Genomic DNA, 25,003 nt, shown 5'->3' on the forward strand with positions numbered 1-25,003 from the left:
GTATTTACCGTGGCCTTAATTATTTGTAGATGCGTGAGTCAGTAACTACGAAATTATTATTAATTTAATACGCGGGGTGGTTATTTACCAACCTGGTGGCCAATGATGCCGCCAACCGCTGCGCCGCCCAGGGTGCCCAGGGTGCTGCCGTCAGTTAATACCGCGCCGCCCAGTGCGCCGGCGCCTGCGCCGATTGCGGTGTTACGGTCGCGTTTAGACCAGTTAGAGCAAGCGCTCAGGGACATTACTACAGTAACCGCCAGTACGGCCGCAGCCATTTTTTTGCTCATCGAAGTCATCATTTTATTCTCCTGAATAATCTATTCATGGATACAACTTCCTTTAAGCATAGCAACTGACTATGACTTAAGGGTTATTCCATGAAACTTAAGTTGCGCAGGTGTTGCTCTAATCACGCAGGTGATAGTCACTTCCTGTTATATCGCTAATAATAATTCTACTTATTTTAAAATTTAACGTCAGGTAAAAAATCTTAATTGCAGGTCAGAATACTCTCAGACACAGAGGGGCTGCCAACGCCATTCCTGGGCGCTGGCGGAAGCGATTAGGCGGGGTTGACAATATCGAGGGTTAAACCGCTTGCGCAGAGCTGCTGGCGAATAGTTTCGCTCAGGTTATTGTCGGTGATGACGCGATTGAAACGGGCAATTGGGCCCAGTGGATAAGGATGCACGACGCTGAATTTCGAACTGTCGCTGAGCACAATAGCTTCGCACTGTTTTTCCAGCACTGCGTTAACCACATCGGCGCGCATCATGTCGCGGCCGGTAAAACCAGTTTCACTCTGCCAGCCGTCAACGCCGATAAATGCCTTGCTGAAGTGCACCTGCTGGATGCATTGACGGGTTAACGGGCCAACCATGCTTTCACTGCGTTTCTGATAAATGCCGCCCAGCAGAATGACCTCACCCGGCGTTTCCTTGAGTAAATGCGCGATATAGCTGCTAACGGTGATGATCGTGATATCACCGCGTTCCGCCAGCGTGCGGGCCAGCAGGGCGTTTGAACTGCCATTTTCGATGAACACCGTCTCTCCGGCCGCTACCAGCGACGCGGCGCGCGCGGCGAGTTCACGCTTAATGGCAAAGTTGGTCATCATGCGGGTTTCGACGTCTTCGCTATCAAGCGGTACGGCAAAGCCGTGGGTGCGGCGCAGATAGCTTTGCTTTTCCAGCGAATTCAGATCCTGGCGAATAGTGACTTCGGAGACACCGGTCATCCTGGCCAGATCGGCAACGCTCATGCGGCCTTTATCGATGACCATTTGTAAAATACTTTGTTGTCGGGCGTTCATAGCTACATCACAGTTAGAGGTCTATACGGCGCCCAGCAGGCCTTCGGGCGTGCTGGGGGACAGGAATGAATCAGATTTCCCACGGCGCTTTCGTTTGCCCTGAGTCCTTCTCTGGCTCGTCGTGAGACAACGCCTGCAGCTCGGCTTTGAGGATCTCCAGGTTATGGATAGCCGAGTGATAATCTCCGGCAACCAGAATATCCAGCACGGTATCGATACGTTGGGCGAGCAGGCGGGCATTCAGATCAGACATAGCATTATCCTGGTTACAAAAATGAATGAAATCAATGATGCAAAAAACGGCTGCAAAAGAGAAGCGAAAAAAACGCACATCCTTGCGCAGCTGGCGATATTCACTCAAAACGAGAAATGTATGGCCCCTGGGCAGGGGCCATAAAAGCGTTACGCCGCCGGACGGGCGATGACGCTGCGGGTTTCCATACGGACTTCAGCGATAGTCACGTCGATAACATCGGTGACTTTATAAACGACTTCACCTTTAATCTGTACGGTTCCGTTCTCCTGGCTGCAAACCAGTTCATCGCGTACCGCGTGCAGGAAAGGTGCCGGGATAAAGGCGACAGCGCCGTTATCAACCAGGCGTACGCGCATGCCGCCGCGGCTGACATCAATGATTTCTGCCGCATAACGGGTATCGGTTCCGGCTTTATCGTTGAGGAAGCGAGCGTACAGCCAATCTGCGACGTCGCGTTCCGCCATACGGTTCAGACGACGACGTTCCGCCATCTGCACGGTGACATCATCCTGCGGGCGGCCAATGGTCTCGCCTTTAATGATGGCCTTTAACAGACGGTGGTTGATCATATCGCCGTATTTACGGATTGGCGAAGTCCAGGTCGCGTAAGCTTCCAGCCCAAGGCCGAAGTGTGGGCCCGGCTCGGTGCTAATCTCAGCGAACGACTGGAAGCGGCGGATACGGCTATCAAGGAAACCTGAAGGCTGGGCATCCAGTTCGCGGCGCAGTTTACAGAAACCTTCGAGCGTCAGGACTTCCTGCGGATCAACGTGTACATCGTGCGTTTTTAGCAGCGCGGCCAGTTGCTCGGTGTTAGCCGGGTCGAAACCGGTATGCACGTTATATACGCCGAAGCCGAGGTTATCGCGCAGCACGCGTGCCGCGCAGATATTAGCGGCAATCATTGACTCTTCAACAATGCGGTTGGCGATGCGGCGAGGTTCGGCAACAATATCCAGTACTTCACCTTTCTCACCCAACACGAAGCGATAATCAGGGCGGTCTTTGAACACCAGGGCGTGGGTTTGACGCCATTCGCTGCGGCGTTGGCAGACTTCCTGCAGCAGTTTGATTTGCTGCGCGATAGCGTCATCGGCAGGTTCCCAGGCGCCGATATTTTCCAGCCAGTTGGAGACGTCGTCATAAGCCAGTTTGGCTTTTGATTCGATGGTCGCGGCGAAGAATTCGATATTATCTTCAATGGCGCCGTCGGCTGCCAGGGTCATGCGGCAGGCGAGCACCGGGCGCACTTCGTTGGCGCGCAGCGAGCACAAATCATCAGACAGTTCGCGCGGCAGCATCGGGATATTAAAGCCCGGCAGATAGTTGGTGAAGGCGCGGATTTTCGCCGCGTTGTCCAGTTTGCTGCCCTCGGCAATCCACGCCGTCGGATCGGCGATAGCGACGGTCAGCAGCAGTTTACCGTCGTCGGCGCGCTCTACATATAGCGCATCGTCCATATCTTCGGTGCTGGCGCTGTCGATGGTCACGAACTCAAGCGCCGTCAGATCGCGACGTTCCAGTCCTTCATCGAGCATCTCGGTAGCAACGCCATTCGGCGCTTCTTTTTCCAGGTTATGACGCGCCAGCGTCACCCACCATGGCACGAAATGATCGTCGCTAAAGGTGATGAACTGCGTTAATTCGGCATAAAATCCGCGGTCGCCTTTCAGCGGATGGCGACGCATTTCAGCCACCGCCCAGTCACCCTGTTTGAAGTCGTGTTCAACGCCACGCGCGGCGCGGCAAGGGATGGCGTCTTTCAGCAGCGGATGATCAGGAACAATAGACAGGCGATCGTCTTTTTTCTGCACTTTACCGACAAAACGGGTCAGGAAAGGCTCAACCAGCTCTTCCGGCTCGGCGCTTTCACGTTCTTTTTCCGTATGGACCACGGCGATAATACGATCGCCATGCATCACTTTTTTCATTTGCGGCGGCGGAATGAAGTAGCTTTTCTGCGAGTCGACTTCGAGGAAGCCAAAACCTTTTTCCGTACCTTTAACGACCCCTTCAACGCGCGGAGTCTGGGAATGCAATTGCTGTTTAAGCTGCGCTAGCAGCGGGTTGTCCTGAAACATAATTAGGTTTTTTCGTGGCTAAAAGAGCGGCTGACATTTTTACGCGAATATGCCTGCCTCAGCAAGCGCTGTTTCAGCATTTTACGTCGCTTGACGTACCTCGCCGAGGGCGATTTTAAGCCGGTTCAGCCAGCCGCAGAGGCCGCACCACGCCAGCAGATTGATAGCCTCAATGCGGGAAAGCCCATATTCAGTGAGGGGAGTTAGCTGTGCGGCGCTAAAACGGTCCGGCGCACGGGTCAATAGCTGCGCCGCCTGCAGGAAAACGTGTTCCAAAGAATGGCTTTGCGCCCAGCGCTGAATCGTTCGTTCATCGCCGCGCAATGCTTGCAACAATCCGTTATCAGCTGTCCAGCGCGCTGCCCAGGCGTTAAAACAGCTGACGCTACCGTTGATTCGCGCCGCCAGCAACGCCGCCATTGTGCTTAAGGGCTGCGCAGAGTTATCCAGTTCAGTTAGCAGTTGATGCAGCAGCGCTAACGCCCCTTCATCCGTTGCCAGAATAGGGGCGAGAGGCTGTAGGCCGGGATGACGGTGCCATGCGGCGAGCCTTGCTTGCCTGTCGTCATTGGCGTAACGCAGGTCGGCATCATCGATATCCGCAGACCACTCTCCTGTCACGTCCGTGAAGCGTTCTGACGGGGCATCTTCCTGCTGCGGCATACCCGGAAGCCAGCGTACCGGTTGTCCGAGCGCGGCCTGAAAGGCAGCTACCGCGCGGGCCTGAAAGCCCACGAAACCAATAATCTGGTTAATTAACACAATATCGCGGCTGGTCAGTCCGACCTCATCAAGCTGGCGGCGGGAGACCTCGTTGATAACCGAAGGGGAACTGGCTAACTGGCGTGCGTACTGGGTAATCTGCGCCAGTCGGCGATTACTCTCTCGTGAGGAATCAGGGCCCGGCAACGGCGCCAGACGCGCGGCATAGTGGTTACATAAGCGCTGTACGCCGTAGACCTGAGCGACGGTCAGGGCGGTGCTGAGACGGTCGTAGGCGCTGAAGGTTTGTAATCGGGTTACCGTGACGCTGTCCGGGAAAAGCACCTTTGCCAATTGACGCGCGGGCGCCAGCCAGCCTTCATGGGGGTGGCTGACATCGGCTGCAAGCGACAGATCGAGCAAAAAACGGTCATCAACGTCAGCGGCTTCTGGCACCAGAGGAAGAACCTCGACCGGGCTGTTGGTTGACTGGGTCTCGTGATACCAGTGGTTTTTGCCATACACGCGGCGTTGCTCCATGGGCGTTCCTTGTTCGGTAGGTGGCGAACCGCCGTTTCGCGGTACCTCTATGCACAACTATCCTGGCGTAACCCTGAAGCAGGAGAAAATATTGATACGTACTAATAAATAGCGGATTGGAATAACAGAGGAAAAGCGTAGGTAGAGAGGGGGAGGAAAGATCCTCCTCACCGGGGTGAGGAGGATAAGGAACTTATTTCAGTTCCAGTTCGTTCATCGCAGCGATGTTAAAGCCGCCGTCAACGTGAACGACTTCGCCGGAGATACCCGCAGACAGGTTAGAGCACAGGAAAGCCGCGCTGTTGCCGACGTCTTCGATGGTGACGGTGCGACGGATCGGGGTGACCGCTTCGCAGTGCGCCAGCATTTTACGGAAATCTTTGATACCGGATGCCGCCAGGGTGCGGATCGGACCGGCGGAGATGGCGTTAACACGAATACCTTCCGGTCCCATCGCGTTCGCCATATAGCGGACGTTGGCTTCCAGAGACGCTTTCGCCAGACCCATAACGTTATAGTTCGGGATCGCGCGCTCAGCGCCCAGATAGGAGAGGGTCAGCAGCGCGGAGTTCGGGTTCAGCATCGCGCGGCAGGCTTTCGCCATCGCCACGAAGCTGTAGGCGCTGATGTCGTGGGCGATTTTGAAACCTTCGCGAGTTACGACATTGACATAGTCGCCATCTAACTGGTCAGCCGGCGCATAACCGATAGAGTGCACGAAACCATCAAATTTCGGCCATACTTTCTCAAGCTCAGTGAACAGCGCGGTGATGCTTTCGTCTTCAGCCACATCGCACGGCAGCACAATGTTGGAACCCAGCGCAGCAGCAAACTCTTCTACGCGGCCTTTCAGTTTTTCGTTCTGATAGGTGAATGCCAGTTCAGCCCCTTCACGGTGCATTGCTTGCGCAATACCGTAGGCGATGGACAGTTTACTGGCCACGCCAGTGATCAGAATGCGCTTACCGGAAAGAAAACCCATAGCTTTAATCCTTATCGTTATTGCTTATTTTTACTCTAACAATCAAAAGGTTAACGTTGTTATTTCAAAATAACTCAAATTTAGCCGGGAATTATATCCCACTGAAGACCCCTTGTGTCACGATTTTTTGTGTCGCCTGTCGCAAGGCAGCGCGTAATGATAAATGCGCTCGCTCCAGTATATCACCGGATAATCACTGTGTTTTAGCGACAGATCCCAACGCGTTGCCGAAATTTCTGCGGTTAACGGCGCACGATCGTGGTGAGTAAAAGCAGGGCGTCCGTCGTTAGCGGCGCGAGTTCGCCCGGCGCTTGTTGGCGCCAGAAAATACCCGATTGCGCTTCATATTGCCGTTCACCAAGTTGCCAGCGCCCCTGTAATACCCACGCGACGCCTTCGTCGCCGGGGGTCTGTACATCGTCCACGACCCGTACCTCGGCGGCGGCGCGACTGCGCTGGGTCATGATATTAAAGTCGAGACCGCGCTCGCGGATCCCTTCGCTACGCAGCGGCCACTCGCCGGCAAAAGCCCAGGGTTGCCACAACGCTAAAGGGTGATCGATAGCTTCACCTTTCAGGCGGAGCGGTTGCCCGGTCAGCAGGGTAATGACCCGATCGACGCCGGGAAAGCAGGAAAACGGACCATCATTTTGCAGAGTGGCAATGCTGGCTCGCCATAAAAAAGGGGCATCAGGTGAAGGCACACAGACTATCTCACGGGTCTCGCCTGCGCCATTTTTCCAGGGTGTGACGGGCAGAGTGGATAGTTGGACGGGAACGATCATGAGCGGTACACCTCGGTTAAGCGCTGCCTGCGCAGGCGTTAATCAACGTTATTGTTATGGTTTTGTTACTTTTTGCAATACAAAGAATTTACATATTCATCACAAAAATAGGATGCGTGCGGTGCGGGCAGTTGTCAATGCTTGTATATACAGGATCGGTCAGATGGGGAGTGAGTGAAATAATAATAGCGAGGTACCTATGTCTTCTTTTTCGTCTACAGACGGGCAATCAAAAAATAATGAGGCAGGATTAAAGGAAACGCGGTCGATTGATTACATCCCCGAGCGCGAAAGGCATGGGCATCCCTTTAGCCAGTTTACCCTATGGTTTGGCGGCAACCTGCAAATTACCGCTATTGTCACCGGCGCTTTAGCCGTAGTGCTGGGTGGTGACGTGGTGTGGTCGCTGATAGGTCTTCTTCTTGGACAGGTGCTGGGGGCGGCGGTGATGTCGCTGCATGCGCTGCAGGGACCACGGCTGGGTTTGCCGCAGATGATAATAAGCCGCGCCCAGTTTGGCGTCTTTGGCGCGGTAGTGCCGTTGGTACTGGTCTGCATTATGTATGTCGGTTTCTCCGCGAGCGGTACCGTACTGGCGGGGCAGGCGATGGCAAAACTGTTGAGTATCAGCAATGTAGCTGGAATGCTGCTATTCAGTGCAATTATTATTGTTATTGCGGTGCTGGGTTATAAGGTGATTCATAAGCTGGGTAAACTGGCGAGCATTATCGGCATTCTGGCCTTCGTCTATATGTTCGTTACCCTGCTGATGTCGGCGGATCTCACGGCCCTGGCGCAAAATAACCATTTCTCCCTGCCGATGTTCCTGCTGGCGGTGTCTCTAGCCTCGTCGTGGCAAATCGCTTTCTGCCCGTATGTGTCCGACTATTCGCGCTACCTGCCACGCAATGTATCGGCAACGAAAACGTTCTGCTCGGTGTTTTTCGGAACCATATTGGGAACCCAGACATCCATGACGCTGGGTGTGTTTACCGCCGCGATTGCCGGCAGCGCATTCCCCGGTCATGAAGTGAGTTATCTGGTGGGATTAGGTAAAAGCCAGGTGATGGCGATGGTTATCTATTTTGCTATCTGCTTTGGCAAAATCACCTTCACGACGCTCAACGCTTACGGCAGTTTTATGTCTCTGACTACCATTGTTTCCGGTTTTCGTCGTCAGACCGCGTTGTCGCAGCAATGCCGGGTTGCTTTCGTCGTCATGATGGTGGCGGCTTCATGTATTATCGCGCTGCTCAGCGAACCGGCTTTCTTAAAGCACTTTACCCATTTCCTGTTATTCCTGCTGGCCTTTTTCGTTCCCTGGAGCGCCATCAGCCTGACGGATTACTACATTATCTCTAAAGGCGCGGTCGATATTCCGGCGCTGAGCGATCCGCATCAACGCTATGGTTTCTGGAATTGGTATGCCATTACCATTTATATCATTGGCGTGCTGATTCAACTGCCGTTTATTGAGAACCCGCTGTTCCATGGTTCGCTGACGTGGATATTCGCCGGCAATGATGTGTCATGGATTATCGGCTGGGTAGGTACCGGATGGTTGTATTTTGCGCTGCGCCGCTTCGACCGCCGTCCATTACCGGCGCAGAGCGTGTTCCCGCAGTCATAAACAGCAGGGGCGGCTATTATGCCGCCCCTGAAGGAATGTTAACGCTATTTGCCATCTTTTCGCCAGGCGTCGGCAGTTAGCGCCTCGCCGAAATGGCCGGCGATCAGCCGTTTGGTCAGATCATGCAGAGGCGAGGCCAACACATCGGCGGTGCTTCCGCGTTCGACTACTTCGCCCTCATGCATCACCAGCACCTGATCGCTGATATGCTTCATCATCCCCAGATGCTGGGTCACGTAGATGTAGGATATTCCCTGTTTCTCCTGCAGCTCCAGCATCAGGTTGATTAGCTGCGAACGCATCGACATATCCAACGAGGCCAGCGCCTCATCGCAGATAATGACTTTCGGGCGCAGGATCAAGGCGCGAGCAAGCCCCAGGCGCTGCTTTTGCCCCGGCGCCAGCATATGCGGATAGTAGCTGACGTGGTCCGGCAGCAGTCCCACCATGCGCATGGTTTCGATAATCTGCTTTTCCCGGGCTTCCGGTTCGAGATCGGTATTGAGACGCAGCGGGAAATCGAGGATCTGCGAAATACGCTGACGCGGGTTGAGCGAGGTCGAGGGATCCTGAAAAATCATGCGAATACGCTGGCTACGAAATGAGTAATCGCCAAACTCCAGCGGATGGTCGTCAATCAACAGTTCGCCGGTGGTCGGCTCGACCATGCCGGCCAGCATTTTGGCCAGCGTGGATTTCCCGGAGCCGTTTTCACCAATAATTGCCAGCGTCTGCCGCTCGCGCAGGGTAAAGCTGAGCGGCTTCACCGCCTCTACCGTCTGGCGATGGAACCAGCCGGTGCGGTAGCGAAAGGTCTTACTCAGATTGCGAACTTCCAGCAATGTTTCGACCATTTCACTCTTTCTCCATGTTCAGCGGGAAATGACAGGCGTACAGATGATTACGCGCGCCGGTCAAACGCGGCGTGACGATACACTCGCGTTGCGCATAGGGACAGCGCGGCCCCAGCCGACAACCGATGGGAAGCTGTTCCAGCAGCGGAATGGCGCCGGGCAGGGTATTCAGCCGGCTTTTATGCGGCATTGAGCTGCCGAAGTCCGGGATCGCGCGAATCAGCGCCTGCGTGTAGGGGTGATGAGGGATGGTCACCAGCTCTTCGCTCGGGGCGGTTTCCACCGTCTGCCCGCAATACATGACGTTAATTTTATCCGCCCATTTGCTGAGCATCTGCATATCGTGACTGATCAGCAAAATGGTGGTGTTGTTATTCTGGTTGAGCCGGGTCAACAGGCGAATAATTTGCGCCTGAGTCGTCGGTTCCATGGCGTTAGTGGGTTCATCAGCAATCAGCAGGCGCGGCTGGTTGGCAAGTGCGATGGCAATCATAACCTTCTGACATTCGCCGTCGGTCAGTTCGTAGGGGAAGCTGCGCATAATATCTTTGTGGTCTTTAATCCCCACCCGGTGCAGCAGTTCGATAGCGCGGCGCTTGCGCCAGCCAAAGCGTTGCCACCAGTGGCCTTTAAAGGTCCAGCCGGGGATATTTTGCATCAACTGCAGACCGATACGCTCGGAAGGGTCAAGGCAAGACTGCGGCTCCTGAAAGATCATTGACACGTTGTGGCCAATCAGTTTGCGGCGCTCGCGGTTAGACAGGCGCAGCAGATCGATATCATCAAAACGCATACGGTCGGCGGTAACCCGCCAGTTGTCTTTGGTGACGCCGCAAATCGCCTTGGCGATCAAGCTTTTGCCGGAGCCAGACTCACCGACCAGACCACGGACTTCACCTTCAGCCAGCGTCAGGCTGACCCGGTCGACGGCCTTTACCCAACCCTCGTTGGTTTTAAACTCAATGGTAAGATTACGAATATCCAGTAACGGCATTATTGAACCCCGGCAATAATTGCGCGGCGAATACCGTCGCCCAGCAGATTGATGAGCAGTACGCTTATCATGATGGCCGCGCCCGGCAGCATAACCGTCCAGGGAGCGACGTAAATCAGTTCCAGCGCGTCGCCGAGCATGGCGCCCCATTCCGGAGACGGTAGCTGGGCGCCGAGGTCGAGAAAACCGAGTGCGGCAATGTCGAGGATCGCCATTGACAGCGCGCGGGTAATTTCGGTGACCAGCCCGGCGGTAATATTAGGCAGAACCGCAAACCAGAGAATATTGAGCGTGGAAGCGCCGTCGAGGCGGGCGGCAATCACGTACTCTTTTTCCAGTTCATCGTGCACCATGCTATAGACCGAACGCACCATGCGCGGCAGCAGCGCCAGCCAGACGGCGAACATTGCATGGCTCAGATGCGGCCCGGCGAAAGCGACGACGATAATCGCCAATAGCAGCGAGGGGATCGATAGCAGAGTGTCGAGGATGTGGTTCATTATCGCTGAACGCAAACCATGGGTGGAGCCGGCAATGACGCCAAGCACCAGGCCGAACAGTGCGGCGCCGAGCGTGACCACAAAGGCGCCGCCAACGGTCGGCGCCGCGCCGCTGAGCAAGCGGCTCAGAACGTCGCGGCCGAGATCGTCGGTACCGAGGAAGAACGACACTTCGCCGTAGCGCGACCACGAGGGCGGCAGCAGCTGGTAGCCGAGGAACTGCTGATCGATGCCATAAGGCGCGAACCAGCCGCCGAATACGCACAGCAGCACCAGCGCGCCGCAGCCGTATAAACCAATCATCGCGGTGGTATCGCCGTAGAATTTACGCCATACGGTGCGCAATGCGCCGGGCGGGCGCTTTTCAAGATAGACGCTATCGTAGGGCATACCATTCCTTATGTTTCAGTGGGTTAGCCATGGCTCCTAAAATATCCGAGATGACGTTGACGATAATGACCAGCGCGCCGATTACCATCACTCCGGCGGAAATCGCCGCGTAATCCTGTTGGCGGATGGCGTTGATCAGCCAGCGCCCCAGCCCCGGCCAGCTGAAGACCATTTCGGTAATCATCGCCAGCGTTAGCATGGTGGAAAACTGCAGCCCCAGGCGTGGGATCACCGGCGGCAGGGCATTGTGCAACACGTGACGATGGAGGATTGTCCGTCGGGTGACGCCGCGTGTCGCCGCCGCTTTAACATAGTTAGTATCGTAGACTTCGCTGGTGCTGATGCGCATCAGGCGGATCACTTCGGTGGTCGGCGCGACGGCCAGGGTCAACACCGGCAGCACCATATGCCGCGCGGCGCTGACGATCATCTCATGGCGCCACGGCGAATCAGAGAGCCAGGCATCGATGAGCGCGAAGCCGGTCACCGTCTTCACTTCGTATAATAAGTCAAAGCGACCGGATACCGGGAACCAACCCAGCGTCAGCGAGAAGAACAGGGTAAACAGTAATGCCAGCCAGAATACCGGAATAGAGAACCCCACCAGCGCCAGGGCGCTAATGAGCGTGTCCGGCCACTTATTACGCATGATCCCGGCAATCATCCCCACGGGAATGCCGACCAATAACGCAAAACCAAATGCCAGAATGCACAGCTCCATTGTGGCCGGGAAGACCACTTTCAGCTGTTCGGAAATCAGTTGGCCATTGATGCTGGAGACGCCAAAGTCCCAGTGCAGCACCCCTTTGAACCAAAACAGCCAGGCATTCCACAGCGATGCACCCTGCAGCGGCGCGTGCGGCGTGAAATAGCTGAGGCTAAAGCCGATAAAGGTGAGGAAAAACAGCGTCACAAGTAACAGCAGCAGGCGGCGCAGGGTAAAAATAATCATGGTTTTTTCACCTCTTCTTTTTCGCGCGACACGCCTGCGAAGGAGGCGTTGCCAAACGGACTCAGCACCAGTCCTTTCATATCATAACGATAAGCCTGCAGCCGCAGCGAAGAGGCCAGCGGCAGCACCGGCAGTTCGCGGGCGAGAATATGCTGTGCCTCTTTATAGGCTTCGATGCGCGAGGCCAGCTGCTGAGAAATCAGCGCTTTTTGTAACACCTCATCAAACTCGCGGTTGCACCAGTGGGCGAGGTTGGTCTGCGAACCAATCGCCGCGCAGCTCAACAGCGGGCGGAAGAAACTGTCCGGATCATTACTGTCGGTGGCCCAGCCGGAAAGCGTCAAATCGTGGCTCATGTCCATCAAACGCGCCTCCTGGAAGCGGCCTTCAACAGGAATAATAATCACTTTTACACCCACCTGCGCCATATCCGCCTGTATCAACTCGGCGGTTTTCAATGGGCTGGGGTTCCACGCCTGGGAACTGGTCGGCACCCACAGTTTTAAGGTCAAATTACTCAAGCCCAGCGCCTGCAGGCGACGACGCGCCTCCGCGGGGTTGTATTCGGTGATTTTAGCGTCGTTGTCGTAGGCCCACGAGGCGCGCGGCAGCATTGAAGCCGCGGTTTCCGCGGTGCCGTAGTAGATCGATTGCATCAGCCGCTGGTTGTTGATCGCCAGCGCCAGCGCGTGGCGAACTTCCGGGTTATCCAGCGGCGGTTTGGCGGTGTTGAAAGCCAGCCAGGCGATATTCATACCCGGGCGCAGCGTCAGACGCAGGCGCGGATCGTCGCGCAGGATGGTGAGCTGGCTGGCGGCCGGCCAGGCGAGCACATCGCATTCGCCGGTCAGCAGTTTTGACAGCCGGCCGGTGCCGCCGGAACCGAGATCCACCACCACCTGCGGCATCAATGGCTTGCCGCGCCAGTAGGCCGCGTGGCGCTGCAGGCGGATGTACTGCCCGGTACGATACTCTTCTAGCTTGAACGGACCGGTACCGACGGGCTGGCGGTCGAGTTGTTCTTCGCGATCGCTTTTGGTCAGCTGCGCTGCATACTCTGCGGACATGACCGAAGCATAGTGCGTCGCCAGGTGCCACAGGAAAGAGGCGTCGGGACGTTTCAGGCGAAACTCGACGGTATGGTTATCCAGTTTCCGAACGCTTTCTACGGTGTCGGCGAACTGCAGACTATCGAAATAGGGGAAGCTACTGCCGTTGACGCTGTGCCACGGGTCGTCACGGTTAAAGATGCGCCCGAAGGTGAATATGACATCATCAGCGTTAAAAGCGCGGGTCGGTTTAAACCAGTCGGTGGTCTGGAACTGGACCTTATCGCGCAGATGGAAGCGGTAGGTGGCGCCGTTATCAAGCACTTCCCAGCTTTCCGCCAGTTCAGGCACCAGACGGTAGGTATAAGGGTCGACGTCGAGCAGGCGATCGTAGATCTGGGCTGCGAGGGTGTCGACAATCAGGCCGCTGCTGACTTTTTGCGGGTTAAAGGTATTTACCTGCCCGCTGACGCAATAGACAAATCCGCTATCGCGGATATCGGCATTAGCTGGCAGCGCCGGTGTCGGGGCCGGTGCGGCAAAAGCCTGCCCGCACAGCATCGAGGCTGCCGCTAAAAGAGAGGACAATTTCAGGCGCATATTTTCTTTTTGATCATAGAGCAGAGCTCTATCTTATTAATATTAAATGACATTTACCACCACCTTTACGACATCGAGGGGGATAATGCGGTCACCGGCAGCGCATGTTGTCCAGCCAGTTGGTCAAAATAGTGTCGGAAATAAACCAGTATTATCAAACATGGTATCTTTTTATTGCCAATTTCTCCAGTTAGCCATCTGCAGGCGTTCTGGTATCGGCGCGGGTGGGCTGTGGGGATCAGAGCGGAAGGAGCTGATTATAGCGGGCAATATAATCTTTTGGCGTGATCTCCAGTTCTCCGCCATCGCGATGGATGGCGACGAAAGTACGCAGCACGAATCCGCTTTTACGCTCTGATATCTCCCAGCCTTGTTCATTGTAGGCATCACGGGTGGAACGCACGCAGAGATCCGAGAAAATCATCATTAATGAGAGGGCCGGGGCGTGATGATTTTTCATGGTGTGGATCAAACTGGCATGGGCGGCATAGCGGGTGAGCGTATGAGAATTAACCGGGATCACGTGAATTTTCAATCCATTGAATGATATTGCCGTCGATGATAATTCACATTAAGACATCTTACCAGTTACATATTATTAACTCTCCGCGTTTTCATATGTGAATTGATAGTGACGTTGTCACGTTTTAATCCTCCAGCGGTGTGAATTCATATAACGCCAGCGCATTGCTCTGCAGTGAATCCACCCGTAGCCAGCCATCATCCAGTTGTTCCTCATGCACGCTCAGCGCCGGACGGGCGTGGTGCTGGAGCCAGCGATAATCTTCTTCGTCAGGGCCGCTGCGGCTACGAAATGCCTCAAATAGCGGGAATAGCGCGCCATGGTGCTGATCGAACAGATGCTGTTTGATGCGCCAGCGTCCCTTCAGCCCTGCAAGCCGCAGGGTATAGGGCTGGCGAAAACGCTGAGTAAAGGCCTCTTCGCTCGACAGCCAGGGGTTGAAAATCACCGTATTGCGCAGTAGCAACTGGTAGTGTCCGTTATGGCGCAATAACAACAGGTTTTTGTCATTGATTAAGACTTCGCCGCGTAGACGCCGCCACAGCCATAATACCCAGTACACCGGGCGCGGCAGACCATGCAGGTAGTGCAGCGCCAGGCTGGAGGTGTCGAGTTTACCGTTGTCCCGCGCTTCCCCCTGAAGACCTGAATTAAGCCAGAAGCCGGCCAGCCACACCCGATCGGCAATGCCCAACAGGTTATCCATCAACAGCGCGCCGCGGAAAAAACGCCCGTTGGTATCGCGGGTATCGCCGGTTAGGGTATTCCACGATAGCAGCCACAGCGGTAACGAGAGCTGCCGTTGCCGTAGGGCATGATGGATTTGGCGTAATTTTTGTCGTGGATAGTCTTCGCTGGCGGATAGTTTGCTGCTATCGGCCTGTGCCAGGTCAAGCAGTTCGTTGGCATCCGCCTGGCAGGCGAGAAAGTCGGCCTCGCTGAGCAGCGGGGAAGACAGAAGCGGATCGTCGCCAATACCGCTTTGCGGGAAACGATGCCAGATACCCATTTGCGGTTGTTGCAAGGTGGACGCGAGCACTTCTCGCTGTTGTCGCCAGGCCAGCTGTCGCGCCGCTTCACTGGCCTGCGGCGACCAGTGCCAGACAAAACGCCAGCTCGCGAGCGTCGCGGGTGGAAAGTGATTGGCGGCGAGTTGCAGAAAACGTTGTAATAAATCGCAGCGGGTGGTTAAGCCGGTATGTAGCAGCACCGTCCAGCCTTTCTGCGCCAGCCAGCTAAACAGTTGCTGAAGATTGTACCAACAGGCATAGCCTGCGAGCGTCGGGTCGTCCCAGCCCTCGCCAAACAAGCGACTGCTGAGAAACGGATCGTGAATATCGATGCCGTAAACGGGTAGCGTCTGCTGCAGTTGCTCCAGCTCGCGTCGCACATCTTCGCGGAGTAAATCATCGAGTTCACGGACGGTAACGATGGTTCGGGTATGGCGCAATACCGGCGCGCGCGCTGGCAGCTGGCGGATATCCACCAGCCGTGTCTGACGCGGGTTGAGCAGCAGCGGCGGCGTATCATCGCTGCTTTTTTCCGCCTCGTTAAGACGGGCGTAAAGCCTCTCGACCGCGACCGGGCGCCAGATTTCGCTGGCGTTCGCTCGTGGACGAGCGCTGGACTGCGGCTGCTGCTGGCGAAATTGTCGCGGCGTGACGCCGTGCTGGCGCTTAAACAGATCGCTCATGATGCGGGTACTGGCGAAGCCGTTATCCTGCGCCACCTGCTGAACCGAGCGGCGGGTAGTCAGCAGTTGCTCGGCGGCTTTGCCGAGACGCAGGGCGGTAATGTACTGCACGAAGCTAATGCCGACCTCTTTATGGAACAGGCGCGAAAGCCAGGCCTCAGAGACAAATTCGGCGGCAGCCAGTTCCTGCAGCGAGATCCGCCGCTGATAGTTGGCTTCGATGCGCGCTATCACGTTGGTAATTCGTCGGCTCCAGTTCTCGGCGCCGCGGCGCAGGCTGGGCACGATAGGTTGGGTAAAACGGGTTGCCAGCAGTAGGGCAATTTCACTCAGCCAACGGTTCGCTTCCAGCCGATAGCGCGACTGATGATTGACCAGCCCGGCTACCAGCAACTGGCGCATCAGCTGGCGTAGATTATCTGTGGCATCCCTGGTTTCGCTGCTAACCCGATAATCACTGGCAAAAAAATCGCTATCAAGGCGGGTGAGCCAACCGGCGGCAAGGTTGAGGATCATGACCGCATTGGCCTCTTCGCCGGCAATCTGCCAGCGCTGGCGGCGGTTAATAATCGCCAGTTCATCAACCCGCATCGGTTGCGACGATTCGCCGAGTTGCAACGTTGCACTACCTTCCAGCAGCCATAGCAGCGTTAATCCGTCGTTTTCCGGCGGGCTGAAATGGCGAATATCGCGAACCGTGAGGCTGAAATCGCCGAGATGATGTTCCATGCGCCGCTCCTTAAAAGACAAAAAATAGCAGGCTGTTTTTTGTCATAACAGAATTGTATAGAAAATAGTCATTGATATTTCGTCAATATAAAACAAAAAAAAGCATTTTAAAGCCGGGTGGGGCGCATAAACTCGAAAGTGTCGTGCAAACACAACACAGGAATAATAAAAATGACACATCCATTGATTGAATCCTTGCAAGTTAATGAAGCGCAGTTTGTGGCGTTACGTCGCCGCTTCCACCAACAGCCCGAGATTGGCTTTGAAGAACATAAAACCAGCGATGAAGTCGCCCGGCTGCTTACTGAGTGGGGGTATGAAGTGCATCGCGGCCTCGCCGGTACCGGCGTGGTCGGGACGCTGAAAGTCGGCAGCGGCGAAAAACGTCTGGGATTGCGCGCGGATATGGATGCGCTGCCGATGCAGGAAATGAGCGGTAAAGCATGGGCAAGCCAGGTCGACGGGCGTTTTCACGGCTGCGGCCATGACGGTCACACCACCACGCTACTGTATGCGGCGGAATATCTGGCGCGCACGCGTCAGTTTAACGGTACGCTGCATTTAATTTTCCAACCGGCGGAAGAGCTGCTGTACGGCGGACGGGTGATGGTCGAAGATGGCCTGTTCACGAAATTCCCCTGTGACGCCATCTTTGGCCTGCATAACATGCCGGGCCAGAAACTGGGCAAAATCGGCCTGCGCGACGGCGCGATGATGGCCTCTTCCGATACGCTGCATATCGAGGTGAAGGGCATTGGCGGCCATGGCGCGGTGCCGGAACATACCGTCGATGCGACGCTGGTGGCCTGCCACATTACTCTCGCGCTGCAATCAATCGTTTCACGCAACATCACGCCATTTGAACCCGCGGTAGTCACCGTCGGCAGCATTCAGGCGGGCCATGCGCCGAACATCATCAACGATAAGGTATTGATGAAGCTAACCGTACGTACCCTTAACCAGCAGGTGCGCGAGACGGTGCTGCAGCGTATTCACGACATCGCGGTCGCTCAGGCGGAAAGTTTTAACGCCAGCGCTACCTTAACCCACGTCAACGGCAGCCCGGTATTGCGTAACGATCCGGCGGCTAATGAGCTGGTCCGTGAAGTGGCGACCACGCTGTTTGGCAAAGAACAGGTTGGTACCGTGAATCCATTTATGGGCAGCGAAGATTTCGCCTTCATGCTGGAGAGCAATCCCAACGGCTGCTATTTCACTATCGGCGCGGGTGATGAAGCCGACCGTTGCATGGTGCATAACCCAGGGTACGATTTTAACGATCAAATCCTGCTTACCGGCGCGGCGCTGTGGTGCGGCCTGACGGAACGCTATCTGCGTTAACCTATCGCGACGGGGGACCCGATTATGAGTTCTGTATCGTTAAGCGAATCTCAGTTCGTCGGTAGCGATCGCCTGCTGGCGGGTATTGTGCTCAGCGTGCTGACGTTCTGGCTGTTTGCGCAATCGGTTATCAATGTTGTTCCGGCGATGAAAAGCAGCCTCGATATTTCACTGGAGACGCTAACCCTGGCGGTGAGTCTTAGCGCCTTATTCAGCGGCTGTTTTGTGGTGGCCAGCGGCGGGCTGGCGGATAAATTCGGCAGGGTGCGGATGACCTATCTCGGCCTGGCGCTGAGTATTATCGGTAGCGCATTTCTGGCGGCGTCGCAGGGGCCGGGGCTATTTATCACCGGCCGTATCCTGCAAGGGCTTTCGGCGGCCTGCATTATGCCGGCGACGCTGGCGCTGATTAAAACCTGGTATGAAGGCAAAGCGCGGCAGCGGGCGGTGAGTTTCTGGGTCATTGGTTCCTGGGGCGGCAGCGGGCTTTGCTCGTTTGTCGGCGGTGCGATTGCCACCGGTCTTGGCTGGCGGTGGATCTTCGTGTTCTCGATTGCAGTGGCGCTGCTGGCGTTGCTGCTGCTGCGCGGCACCCCGGAGAGCCGCAGCGCCAGCGCCGATCGGCATAAGCTGGATGTGGGCGGATTATTAAGCCTGATCGCGTCGCTGGTGCTGCTTAATCTGTTTATCAGCAAGGGTCATCAATGGGGCTGGAGTAGTGGTTTATCGCTGTCGATGCTGTGTGGCGCGGTGCTGGCGGCAGCAGTATTTATCCGCAGCGGCCTGCGTAAAGGTGAAGCGGCACTGATCGACTTCGCTTTATTTCGCAACCGAGCCTACGGCGCGGCGGTGCTATCGAACTTTATGCTCAACGGCGCTATCGGCACCATGATGATTACCAGCATCTGGCTGCAACAGGGGCATCATCTCAGTCCGCTGGAAACCGGCATGATGACGCTGGGCTATCTAGTGACGGTACTGGCGATGATCCGCGTCGGGGAAAAGCTGCTCCAGCGCTACGGCGCTCGGCTGCCGATGATGACCGGGCCGGTCTTTACCGCCATCGGCATTTTGCTGATCTCCTGTACCTTCCTCGATAAGTCGCTCTATATCGGGACCGTCTTCTTCAGTAATATCCTGTTTGGCCTCGGGCTCGGTTGTTACGCCACGCCATCGACCGACACCGCCGTCGCCAATGCGCCGGAGAATAAAATTGGCGTCGCGTCAGGGGTGTATAAGATGGGAAGCTCGCTTGGCGGCGCGATGGGTATTGCCGTGACGGCGTCACTTTTTGCGCTATTCCTGCCGTTGGGTATGGCCAGCGCCGCGCAGTACGCGCTGTGGTTTAACGCCGCGCTGTGTTTAGGCTCAATGCTGGTCAGCGCGGCGATGCTGCCGCGCGTCGCTCATAGCTGATGCTTCTTCAGTAATGCGCGTAGCTGGTGGTAGGTAAGCCCCAGCAGCTCAGCCGCCTGCTTTTGATTGTACTTCGCCTGCTGCAGGCTTGACTGCAGCAGGCTTTTTTCTTGCTCCAGCTGAAAGGCGCGCAGGTCCAGTGGTAGTTTGGGAAGCGCAGATTCATCGCCTGGAGCAGGCGCTGGGGCCGCGCGGCGAAATGGGTTGATAATGATATTATCCAGCTCGCTATCACTGCTGCCGTGGCGGTAAACCGAGCGTTCAACCACGTTTTTCAGCTCACGAATATTGCCCGGCCAGCGGTATGCGAGCAGCGTGTCGACGGCTCGCTCGCTAAAGCCGGGAAACAGAGGAAGCCCCAGTTCGCGGCACATCTGAATAGCAAACTGGTTGGCAAGCAGCATGATGTCGCTCTGGCGCTCGCGCAATGGCGGTAGTTGCACGACATCAAACGCCAGCCGGTCGAGCAGGTCGGCGCGGAAATGACCTTCCTCGACCATTTTGGGCAGATCGGCGTTGGTGGCGCACACCAGCCGTACGTTAACCTGCAGCGGTTGGCTGCCGCCGACGCGTTCCAGTTCGCCGTATTCAATTACCCGCAACAATTTTTCCTGCACCAGCATCGGAGCGGTGGCCAGCTCATCGAGAAACAGCGTGCCGCCGTCGGCACGTTCAAAGCGCCCCGGATGCCGTTTGCTGGCGCCGGTAAAGGCGCCGGCCTCATGACCAAACAATTCGGAATCGAGAAGGTTTTCATTCAGCGCCGCGCAGTTGAGCGAAATAAACGGCCCCTGCCAGCGCGAAGAGAGAAAGTGCAGACGGTTGGCAATGAGCTCTTTGCCGGTCCCGCGCTCGCCGATCACCAGCACCGGTTTATCCAGCGGCGCCAGCTGCGAGACCTGCTCCAGCACCTCCAGAAAGCTGTTTGCCTCGCCAAGCAGGTTATCCTTGTATTCCGTCATGATGAATTTCGCCATTAAGTAGTGTGATTCACCAACTCACTGTAGCAAGCAGGCGGCCATTCCTCAACCACCTTGTTTAAAATCAATAAGATAAAAAGTTGGCACGCCATTTGTATTAACTACTGCACAGGCCGCTGCCTGCTATCAGAACTATGAGGATTGAAATTATGGGTATTTTTTCTCGCTTTGCCGACATCGTGAACGCCAACATCAACTCTCTGCTGGAGAAAGCGGAGGATCCGCAGAAGCTGGTCCGTCTGATGATTCAGGAGATGGAAGACACGCTGGTTGAAGTGCGTTCGACCTCCGCCCGCGCGCTGGCGGAAAAGAAACAGCTGACCCGCCGTATCGAACAGGCGCAGGCGCAGCAGGTGGAATGGCAAGAAAAGGCCGAGCTGGCCCTGCGTAAAGAGAAAGAAGATCTGGCGCGTGCGGCGCTGATCGAAAAACAGAAGCTGACCGACCTTATCGGCAGCCTGGAACACGAAGCGCAACTGGTGGATGAAACCCTGGCGCGGATGAAAAAAGAGATTGGCGAGCTGGAGAATAAGCTCAGCGAAACCCGCGCTCGTCAGCAGGCGCTGATGCTGCGTCATCAGGCTGCCAGCTCTTCGCGCGATGTCCGCCGCCAGCTGGATAGCGGTAAAATGGATGAAGCGATGGCGCGTTTTGAGTCTTTCGAACGCCGTATTGACCAAATGGAAGCCGAGGCGGAGAGCCATCGTTTTGGCAAACAACAATCGCTGGATCAGCAGTTTGCCGAGCTGAAAGCGGATGATGAAATCAGCGAGCAACTGGCGGCGCTGAAAGCCAAAATGAATCAGAATAACCAGTAATGCATATTGCGCGGCGCGGTGTTGCGCCGCGGCTCACCACCTGTAAGGAGTACACATGAGCATGCTTTTTCTTGCCATCCCGCTCACGCTATTTGTGCTGTTCGTGTTGCCGGTCTGGTTATGGCTGCACTACAACAATCGCTCGGCGGACGGGGCATTAACCCAGAATGAACAGCAGCGCCTGCTGCAGCTGACCGATGAGGCGAAACGGATGCGCGAGCGTATTCAGGCGCTGGAAGCGATCCTTGATGCGGAACATCCGAACTGGAGAGACAAATAATGGCCGGATTGGACTTTAATAAAAAACTGTGGCGCATTCCGCAGCGCGGAATGGTGAAAGGGGTCTGCGCCGGTATCGCGCAGCACCTGGATGTGCCGGTGAAGCTGGTGCGTTTGATAACCGTACTGGCGATGATTTTTGGCCTCTTCTTTTTCGTGCTGGTGGCCTACATCATTCTCACTTTCGCGCTGGATCCGATACCGGATAGCGAACTGTACGGCGAAAAAGGGCCGAGCAATGGCGATTTACTGGCCGCAGTGGATGCCGAACTGGCTTCCGGCGAACAGCGCCTGCGTGATATGGAGCGTTACATCACCTCCGATACCTTCACGCTGCGCAGCCGTTTTCGTCAACTGTAAAACTTTTTCCATATAACCCATGAGGCAACGCATGAATATGAAATGGCAACAGGCAGGGCAAAAAGTGAAACCGGGTCTTAAGATCGCCGGTAAGCTGGTGCTACTGACCGCGCTGCGATACGGCCCGGCGGGCGTTGCCGGTTGGGCGGTGAAATCGGTGGCGCGTCGGCCGCTGAAAATGTTGCTGGCGGTAGCGCTTGAGCCGCTGCTCAGTCGGCTGGCCAATCGTTTTGCCCGCGGAATGAAATAATTCCTCAGGGGGAGGAATACCGGCGCGCTTTATATTGGCCCTGATTATCCCCATCTATTTAGCTTATCATTAAACGACATTCCTTCTGGGCATAACGGACTGGCGATGAAGCGACTCAAAACTGAATTCAATGCGCTGGTCAACCGCGGGGTTGACCGGCATTTACGTCTTGCCGTGACCGGGCTAAGCCGCAGCGGTAAAACGGCTTTTATCACCGCGATGGTCAATCAACTGCTGAATATCCACGCCGGGGCGCGGTTGCCGCTGCTGAGCGCGGCGCGTGAAGAACGTCTGTTGGGCGTGAAACGGGTTCCGCAGCGTGATTTCGGTATTCCGCGTTTTACCTATGATGAAGGCCTGGCACAGCTTTATGGCCAGCCCCCGGCCTGGCCGACGCCGACCCGTGGGGTGAGCGAAATTCGTCTTGCGCTGCGCTATCGCTCTAACGATTCTCTGCTACGTCATTTCAAAGACACTTCAACGCTGTATCTGGAAATCGTGGATTATCCGGGAGAATGGCTGCTCGACCTGCCGATGCTGGCGCAGGATTATTTAAGCTGGTCGCGGCAGATGACCGGGCTTTTACAGGGGCAACGCGGGGAATGGTCTGCCCGCTGGCGACAGCTGTGCGATGGGCTCGATCCGCTGGCGCCCGCCGACGAAACCCGTCTGGCGGAGATCGCCGCCGCCTGGACCGATTATCTGCACGCCTGCAAGCGCGAGGGGTTGCACTTTATTCAGCCGGGGCGGTTTGTGCTTCCCGGCGACATGGCGGGCGCGCCGGCGCTGCAGTTCTTCCCCTGGCCGGATGTCGATGCGATTGGCGAAGCCAGACTGGCGCAGGCTGATAAACACACCAATGCCGGGATGCTGCGCGAGCGTTTCAAATACTACTGCGAGAAAGTGGTGAAAGGCTTTTATAAAGATCACTTCCTGCGCTTTGACCGCCAGATTGTACTGGTGGACTGTCTGCAGCCATTAAACAGCGGGCCGCAGGCGTTTAACGATATGCGCCTGGCGCTGACCCAGTTGATGCAAAGCTTCCATTACGGCCAGCGAACGCTGTTCCGCCGCCTGTTTTCACCGGTTATCGACAAGCTACTGTTTGCCGCCACCAAAGCCGATCACGTGACCGTCGATCAGCATGGCAACATGGTGTCGCTACTTCAGCAACTGATTCAGGACGCCTGGCAGAATGCCGCCTTTGAGGGCATCAGCATGGATTGTCTGGGGCTGGCGTCAATTCAGGCCACCCAGGGCGGGCTTATCGAGGTTAACGGCGAGAAGATCCCGGCGCTGCGCGGCGATCGTCTGAGCGATGGGCAGCCGCTCACCATTTTCCCGGGCGAGGTGCCGGCGCGGCTGCCGGGTCAGGCCTTCTGGGAACAGCAGGGCTTCCAGTTTGAGAACTTCCGCCCGAGAGCGATGGATGTCGATAAACCGCTGCCGCATATTCGCCTCGACGCGGCGCTGGAATTTTTGATTGGAGATAAATTGCGATGAGCGAGCCGATAAAACCGCGGATCGATTTCGATGGCCCTTTGGAAACGGAAAAGAGCCAGACCTTAAAATCGGCCCGCGCCTTTGACGCGGCCGATGCGCAAACCTTCTCTCCGATGCTGCCTGAAATGGTGGCTGAAGAGGAGGGGGCCGCCGAAGCGGTGGTGGAATCGGTACTGCGCCCGAAACGCAGCCTGTGGCGGCGGATGGTTAGCGCCGGTCTGGCGATTTTTGGCATTAGCGTGGTGGCGCAGGGCGTACAGTGGACGGCGACGGCCTGGCAGACCCAGGACTGGATTGCGCTCGGCGGCTGTGCGGCCGGGGCGTTGATTGTCGGCGCGGGCGTGGGCTCGGTGGCGACCGAATGGCGTCGCCTGTGGCGTTTGCGCCAGCGCGCGCACGAACGCGATGAAGCGCGGGATCTGATGCATAGCCACGCGGTGGGCAAAGGGCGCGCGTTCTGTGAGAAGCTGGCGCAGCAGGCCGGGCTGGATCAATCGCATCCGGCGCTGCAGCGCTGGTATGCGGCCATCCATGAAACGCAAAACGATCGTGAAGTGGTGAGCCTGTACGCGCAACTGGTACAGCCGGTGCTGGACGCACAGGCGCGGCGGGAAATCAGCCGCTCGGCGGCGGAATCGACGCTGATGATCGCCGTTAGCCCGCTGGCGCTGGTCGATATGGCGTTTATCGCCTGGCGTAACCTGCGGCTGATTAACCGTATCGCCACTCTCTACGGTATTGAACTCGGCTATTATAGCCGCCTGCGTTTATTCCGCCTGGTGTTGCTGAATATCGCCTTTGCCGGCGCCAGCGAACTGGTGCGTGAAGTCGGAATGGACTGGATGTCGCAGGATCTGGCGGCCCGCTTGTCGGCGCGCGCCGCCCAGGGTATCGGCGCCGGGTTGTTGACCGCCCGTCTGGGGATTAAGGCGATGGAGCTGTGCCGTCCGCTGCCGTGGATCGCCGATGATAAACCGCGGCTCGGCGATTTTCGCCGCGAGCTGATCGGCCAGTTGAAAGAGACGCTGCAGAAAAGCAAAACCGGCGCGGAGAAATAACGCCGGCAAGCGTAAATGCCGGGTGGCGGCTGCGCCTTACCCGGCCTACGGTTCGTGCGGCCTGCCTTTAATGTCTTCACCACGCTGGATTCCCCGGTGGCGCTGCCGCTTACCGGGGCTACAGCGCTGCGCGATTTGGTAGCCCGGAGAAGGCGCAACGCGCCGCCTCCGGGAAAACCCCTTAAAAAAGTGGTAAACCGATAACAGCATCTACGGTCCGTGCGGCCTGCCTTTAATTTATTCACCATGCTGACTGAAACTGCCGGTGTTGGTGGCCTCAAAATCGCTGAGACGTTCCCGGCAGGCCGGGGCAGCCCGCATGGATGCGGGCTGAGGGCCGTGATTTGCAAGGACGCTGCCTCGGCCCGACCCGAAGCCTGCCGGGATAAGTCGAAGGTACCACGAAGTGGCGATTTTGGCGGC

Annotated in this window: 25 protein-coding genes; 10 read left to right on the forward strand and 15 right to left on the reverse strand. The window is 56.4% G+C overall.

Annotated elements, in window-relative coordinates; genetic code table 11:
* Positions 1-80: 80 nt before the first annotated feature.
* From osmB to PGR23_RS04210, 3 genes are all read right to left on the reverse strand, one after another.
* A complete protein-coding gene (gene osmB, locus PGR23_RS04200) occupies positions 81-299 on the reverse strand; it encodes an osmotically-inducible lipoprotein OsmB (protein WP_032688354.1) in 219 nt (72 codons plus the stop codon).
* 266 nt (positions 300-565) lie between these two features.
* Complete coding sequence (locus tag PGR23_RS04205) at positions 566-1,315, reverse strand: DNA-binding transcriptional regulator YciT (RefSeq protein WP_045393144.1); 750 nt, start codon at positions 1,313-1,315, stop codon at positions 566-568.
* 70 nt (positions 1,316-1,385) lie between these two features.
* Entirely contained in the window at positions 1,386-1,568 is a 183-nt protein-coding gene (locus PGR23_RS04210) for a hypothetical protein (RefSeq protein WP_045393142.1), read from the reverse strand.
* Between the two features lie 21 nt (positions 1,569-1,589).
* Between PGR23_RS04210 and PGR23_RS04215 the strand changes: the two genes are divergently transcribed.
* On the forward strand, positions 1,590-1,712 hold the full coding sequence (locus tag PGR23_RS04215; RefSeq protein ID WP_264673920.1) for a hypothetical protein: 123 nt from the start codon (positions 1,590-1,592) through the stop codon (positions 1,710-1,712).
* Positions 1,713-1,717: 5 nt separating this feature from the next.
* Here PGR23_RS04215 and PGR23_RS04220 read toward each other — a convergent pair whose 3' ends face one another.
* The 4 genes from PGR23_RS04220 to PGR23_RS04235 form a co-directional block, all read right to left on the reverse strand.
* A complete protein-coding gene (locus PGR23_RS04220) occupies positions 1,718-3,652 on the reverse strand; it encodes an exoribonuclease II (protein ID WP_063414231.1) in 1,935 nt (644 codons plus the stop codon).
* 81 nt (positions 3,653-3,733) lie between these two features.
* Positions 3,734-4,894: a carboxymuconolactone decarboxylase family protein gene (locus PGR23_RS04225; protein ID WP_047044995.1), complete on the reverse strand. Its 1,161-nt coding sequence runs from the start codon at positions 4,892-4,894 to the stop codon at positions 3,734-3,736.
* Between the two features lie 193 nt (positions 4,895-5,087).
* Entirely contained in the window at positions 5,088-5,876 is a 789-nt protein-coding gene (gene fabI, locus PGR23_RS04230) for an enoyl-ACP reductase FabI (protein WP_045393136.1), read from the reverse strand.
* Positions 5,877-6,118: 242 nt separating this feature from the next.
* Positions 6,119-6,661: a HutD/Ves family protein gene (locus PGR23_RS04235; RefSeq protein WP_063414235.1), complete on the reverse strand. Its 543-nt coding sequence runs from the start codon at positions 6,659-6,661 to the stop codon at positions 6,119-6,121.
* Between the two features lie 199 nt (positions 6,662-6,860).
* Between PGR23_RS04235 and PGR23_RS04240 the strand changes: the two genes are divergently transcribed.
* A complete protein-coding gene (locus PGR23_RS04240) occupies positions 6,861-8,291 on the forward strand; it encodes a purine-cytosine permease family protein (RefSeq protein ID WP_396279609.1) in 1,431 nt (476 codons plus the stop codon).
* 44 nt (positions 8,292-8,335) lie between these two features.
* Here the strand turns inward: PGR23_RS04240 and sapF are convergent, their stop codons facing one another.
* From sapF to PGR23_RS04275, 7 genes are all read right to left on the reverse strand, one after another.
* Complete coding sequence (gene sapF / locus PGR23_RS04245; protein ID WP_047044986.1) at positions 8,336-9,145, reverse strand: peptide ABC transporter ATP-binding protein SapF; 810 nt, start codon at positions 9,143-9,145, stop codon at positions 8,336-8,338.
* 1 nt (position 9,146) lies between these two features.
* Positions 9,147-10,139: a putrescine export ABC transporter ATP-binding protein SapD gene (sapD, locus tag PGR23_RS04250; RefSeq protein ID WP_015366243.1), complete on the reverse strand. Its 993-nt coding sequence runs from the start codon at positions 10,137-10,139 to the stop codon at positions 9,147-9,149.
* The gene (gene sapC / locus PGR23_RS04255) at positions 10,139-11,029 is read right to left on the reverse strand and encodes a putrescine export ABC transporter permease SapC (protein ID WP_020078584.1); all 891 of its coding nucleotides are present in this window, start codon (positions 11,027-11,029) and stop codon (positions 10,139-10,141) included. The genes sapD and sapC overlap by 1 nt, the downstream gene beginning before the upstream one ends.
* Positions 11,016-11,981 (reverse strand): putrescine export ABC transporter permease SapB, encoded by a 966-nt coding sequence (sapB, locus tag PGR23_RS04260; RefSeq protein WP_020078599.1) that lies wholly within the window; start codon positions 11,979-11,981, stop codon positions 11,016-11,018. The genes sapC and sapB overlap by 14 nt, the downstream gene beginning before the upstream one ends.
* Positions 11,978-13,630: an ABC transporter substrate-binding protein SapA gene (sapA, locus tag PGR23_RS04265; protein WP_045393130.1), complete on the reverse strand. Its 1,653-nt coding sequence runs from the start codon at positions 13,628-13,630 to the stop codon at positions 11,978-11,980. Before sapA ends, sapB begins: the two co-directional genes overlap by 4 nt.
* A 238-nt stretch (positions 13,631-13,868) precedes the next feature.
* Positions 13,869-14,153, reverse strand: a complete 285-nt coding sequence (locus PGR23_RS04270) for a hypothetical protein (RefSeq protein ID WP_045393127.1) — start codon at positions 14,151-14,153, stop codon at positions 13,869-13,871.
* Positions 14,154-14,277: 124 nt separating this feature from the next.
* Positions 14,278-16,575 (reverse strand): helix-turn-helix domain-containing protein, encoded by a 2,298-nt coding sequence (locus PGR23_RS04275; RefSeq protein WP_289578376.1) that lies wholly within the window; start codon positions 16,573-16,575, stop codon positions 14,278-14,280.
* A 171-nt stretch (positions 16,576-16,746) separates the two neighbouring features.
* Between PGR23_RS04275 and PGR23_RS04280 the strand changes: the two genes are divergently transcribed.
* Together PGR23_RS04280 and PGR23_RS04285 are read left to right on the forward strand one after the other, a co-directional pair.
* Positions 16,747-17,916: a M20 aminoacylase family protein gene (locus tag PGR23_RS04280; RefSeq protein WP_045393123.1), complete on the forward strand. Its 1,170-nt coding sequence runs from the start codon at positions 16,747-16,749 to the stop codon at positions 17,914-17,916.
* A 24-nt stretch (positions 17,917-17,940) separates the two neighbouring features.
* Positions 17,941-19,332 carry an MFS transporter gene (locus tag PGR23_RS04285; protein WP_213292476.1) on the forward strand — a complete coding sequence of 464 codons (1,392 nt, stop codon included), beginning with the start codon at positions 17,941-17,943 and terminating at the stop codon, positions 19,330-19,332.
* Here the strand turns inward: PGR23_RS04285 and pspF are convergent.
* Complete coding sequence (pspF, locus tag PGR23_RS04290; protein ID WP_162184060.1) at positions 19,323-20,309, reverse strand: phage shock protein operon transcriptional activator; 987 nt, start codon at positions 20,307-20,309, stop codon at positions 19,323-19,325. The genes PGR23_RS04285 and pspF overlap by 10 nt on opposite strands.
* Positions 20,310-20,461: 152 nt before the next feature.
* Between pspF and pspA the strand changes: the two genes are divergently transcribed.
* The 6 genes from pspA to PGR23_RS04320 all read left to right on the forward strand — a co-directional run bounded on the left by pspA (position 20,462) and on the right by PGR23_RS04320 (position 24,580).
* Complete coding sequence (gene pspA / locus PGR23_RS04295) at positions 20,462-21,130, forward strand: phage shock protein PspA (RefSeq protein WP_015366272.1); 669 nt, start codon at positions 20,462-20,464, stop codon at positions 21,128-21,130.
* Positions 21,131-21,185: 55 nt separating this feature from the next.
* On the forward strand, positions 21,186-21,410 hold the full coding sequence (gene pspB / locus PGR23_RS04300; protein WP_045393114.1) for an envelope stress response membrane protein PspB: 225 nt from the start codon (positions 21,186-21,188) through the stop codon (positions 21,408-21,410).
* The gene (gene pspC, locus PGR23_RS04305) at positions 21,410-21,769 is read left to right on the forward strand and encodes an envelope stress response membrane protein PspC (protein WP_015366274.1); all 360 of its coding nucleotides are present in this window, start codon (positions 21,410-21,412) and stop codon (positions 21,767-21,769) included. The genes pspB and pspC overlap by 1 nt, the downstream gene beginning before the upstream one ends.
* 31 nt (positions 21,770-21,800) lie before the next feature.
* Positions 21,801-22,019 carry a phage shock protein PspD gene (gene pspD, locus PGR23_RS04310; protein WP_015366275.1) on the forward strand — a complete coding sequence of 73 codons (219 nt, stop codon included), beginning with the start codon at positions 21,801-21,803 and terminating at the stop codon, positions 22,017-22,019.
* A 105-nt stretch (positions 22,020-22,124) separates the two neighbouring features.
* Entirely contained in the window at positions 22,125-23,522 is a 1,398-nt protein-coding gene (locus tag PGR23_RS04315) for a YcjX family protein (RefSeq protein ID WP_015705662.1), read from the forward strand.
* On the forward strand, positions 23,519-24,580 hold the full coding sequence (locus tag PGR23_RS04320) for a TIGR01620 family protein (RefSeq protein ID WP_047067032.1): 1,062 nt from the start codon (positions 23,519-23,521) through the stop codon (positions 24,578-24,580). Before PGR23_RS04315 ends, PGR23_RS04320 begins: the two co-directional genes overlap by 4 nt.
* Positions 24,581-25,003 lie beyond the last annotated feature (423 nt).

Origin of the sequence: Klebsiella sp. 141162 (genome assembly GCF_050600755.1) — a bacterium.
In the GTDB taxonomy this organism is placed as follows: Bacteria; Pseudomonadota; Gammaproteobacteria; order Enterobacterales; family Enterobacteriaceae; genus Klebsiella; species Klebsiella aerogenes.

Bases quoted from the DNA above. Each gene is read 5' to 3' on its own strand.
- PGR23_RS04240 (WP_396279609.1), top strand. From the start codon at position 6,861: ATGTCTTCTTTTTCGTCTACAGACGGGCAATCAAAAAATAATGAGGCA.
- pspF (WP_162184060.1), bottom strand. From the start codon at position 20,309: ATGGCGAAATTCATCATGACGGAATACAAGGATAACCTGCTTGGCGAG.
- sapB (WP_020078599.1), bottom strand. From the start codon at position 11,981: ATGATTATTTTTACCCTGCGCCGCCTGCTGCTGTTACTTGTGACGCTG.
- PGR23_RS04210 (WP_045393142.1), bottom strand. From the start codon at position 1,568: ATGTCTGATCTGAATGCCCGCCTGCTCGCCCAACGTATCGATACCGTG.
- PGR23_RS04215 (WP_264673920.1), top strand. From the start codon at position 1,590: ATGAATGAAATCAATGATGCAAAAAACGGCTGCAAAAGAGAAGCGAAA.
- PGR23_RS04280 (WP_045393123.1), top strand. From the start codon at position 16,747: ATGACACATCCATTGATTGAATCCTTGCAAGTTAATGAAGCGCAGTTT.
- pspD (WP_015366275.1), top strand. From the start codon at position 21,801: ATGAATATGAAATGGCAACAGGCAGGGCAAAAAGTGAAACCGGGTCTT.
- PGR23_RS04205 (WP_045393144.1), bottom strand. From the start codon at position 1,315: ATGAACGCCCGACAACAAAGTATTTTACAAATGGTCATCGATAAAGGC.
- PGR23_RS04220 (WP_063414231.1), bottom strand. From the start codon at position 3,652: ATGTTTCAGGACAACCCGCTGCTAGCGCAGCTTAAACAGCAATTGCAT.
- osmB (WP_032688354.1), bottom strand. From the start codon at position 299: ATGACTTCGATGAGCAAAAAAATGGCTGCGGCCGTACTGGCGGTTACT.
- PGR23_RS04315 (WP_015705662.1), top strand. From the start codon at position 22,125: ATGAAGCGACTCAAAACTGAATTCAATGCGCTGGTCAACCGCGGGGTT.
- PGR23_RS04225 (WP_047044995.1), bottom strand. From the start codon at position 4,894: ATGGAGCAACGCCGCGTGTATGGCAAAAACCACTGGTATCACGAGACC.
- sapA (WP_045393130.1), bottom strand. From the start codon at position 13,630: ATGCGCCTGAAATTGTCCTCTCTTTTAGCGGCAGCCTCGATGCTGTGC.
- PGR23_RS04235 (WP_063414235.1), bottom strand. From the start codon at position 6,661: ATGATCGTTCCCGTCCAACTATCCACTCTGCCCGTCACACCCTGGAAA.
- fabI (WP_045393136.1), bottom strand. From the start codon at position 5,876: ATGGGTTTTCTTTCCGGTAAGCGCATTCTGATCACTGGCGTGGCCAGT.
- pspC (WP_015366274.1), top strand. From the start codon at position 21,410: ATGGCCGGATTGGACTTTAATAAAAAACTGTGGCGCATTCCGCAGCGC.
- pspB (WP_045393114.1), top strand. From the start codon at position 21,186: ATGAGCATGCTTTTTCTTGCCATCCCGCTCACGCTATTTGTGCTGTTC.
- pspA (WP_015366272.1), top strand. From the start codon at position 20,462: ATGGGTATTTTTTCTCGCTTTGCCGACATCGTGAACGCCAACATCAAC.
- PGR23_RS04285 (WP_213292476.1), top strand. From the start codon at position 17,941: ATGAGTTCTGTATCGTTAAGCGAATCTCAGTTCGTCGGTAGCGATCGC.
- PGR23_RS04320 (WP_047067032.1), top strand. From the start codon at position 23,519: ATGAGCGAGCCGATAAAACCGCGGATCGATTTCGATGGCCCTTTGGAA.
- sapC (WP_020078584.1), bottom strand. From the start codon at position 11,029: ATGCCCTACGATAGCGTCTATCTTGAAAAGCGCCCGCCCGGCGCATTG.
- sapF (WP_047044986.1), bottom strand. From the start codon at position 9,145: ATGGTCGAAACATTGCTGGAAGTTCGCAATCTGAGTAAGACCTTTCGC.
- PGR23_RS04275 (WP_289578376.1), bottom strand. From the start codon at position 16,575: ATGGAACATCATCTCGGCGATTTCAGCCTCACGGTTCGCGATATTCGC.
- sapD (WP_015366243.1), bottom strand. From the start codon at position 10,139: ATGCCGTTACTGGATATTCGTAATCTTACCATTGAGTTTAAAACCAAC.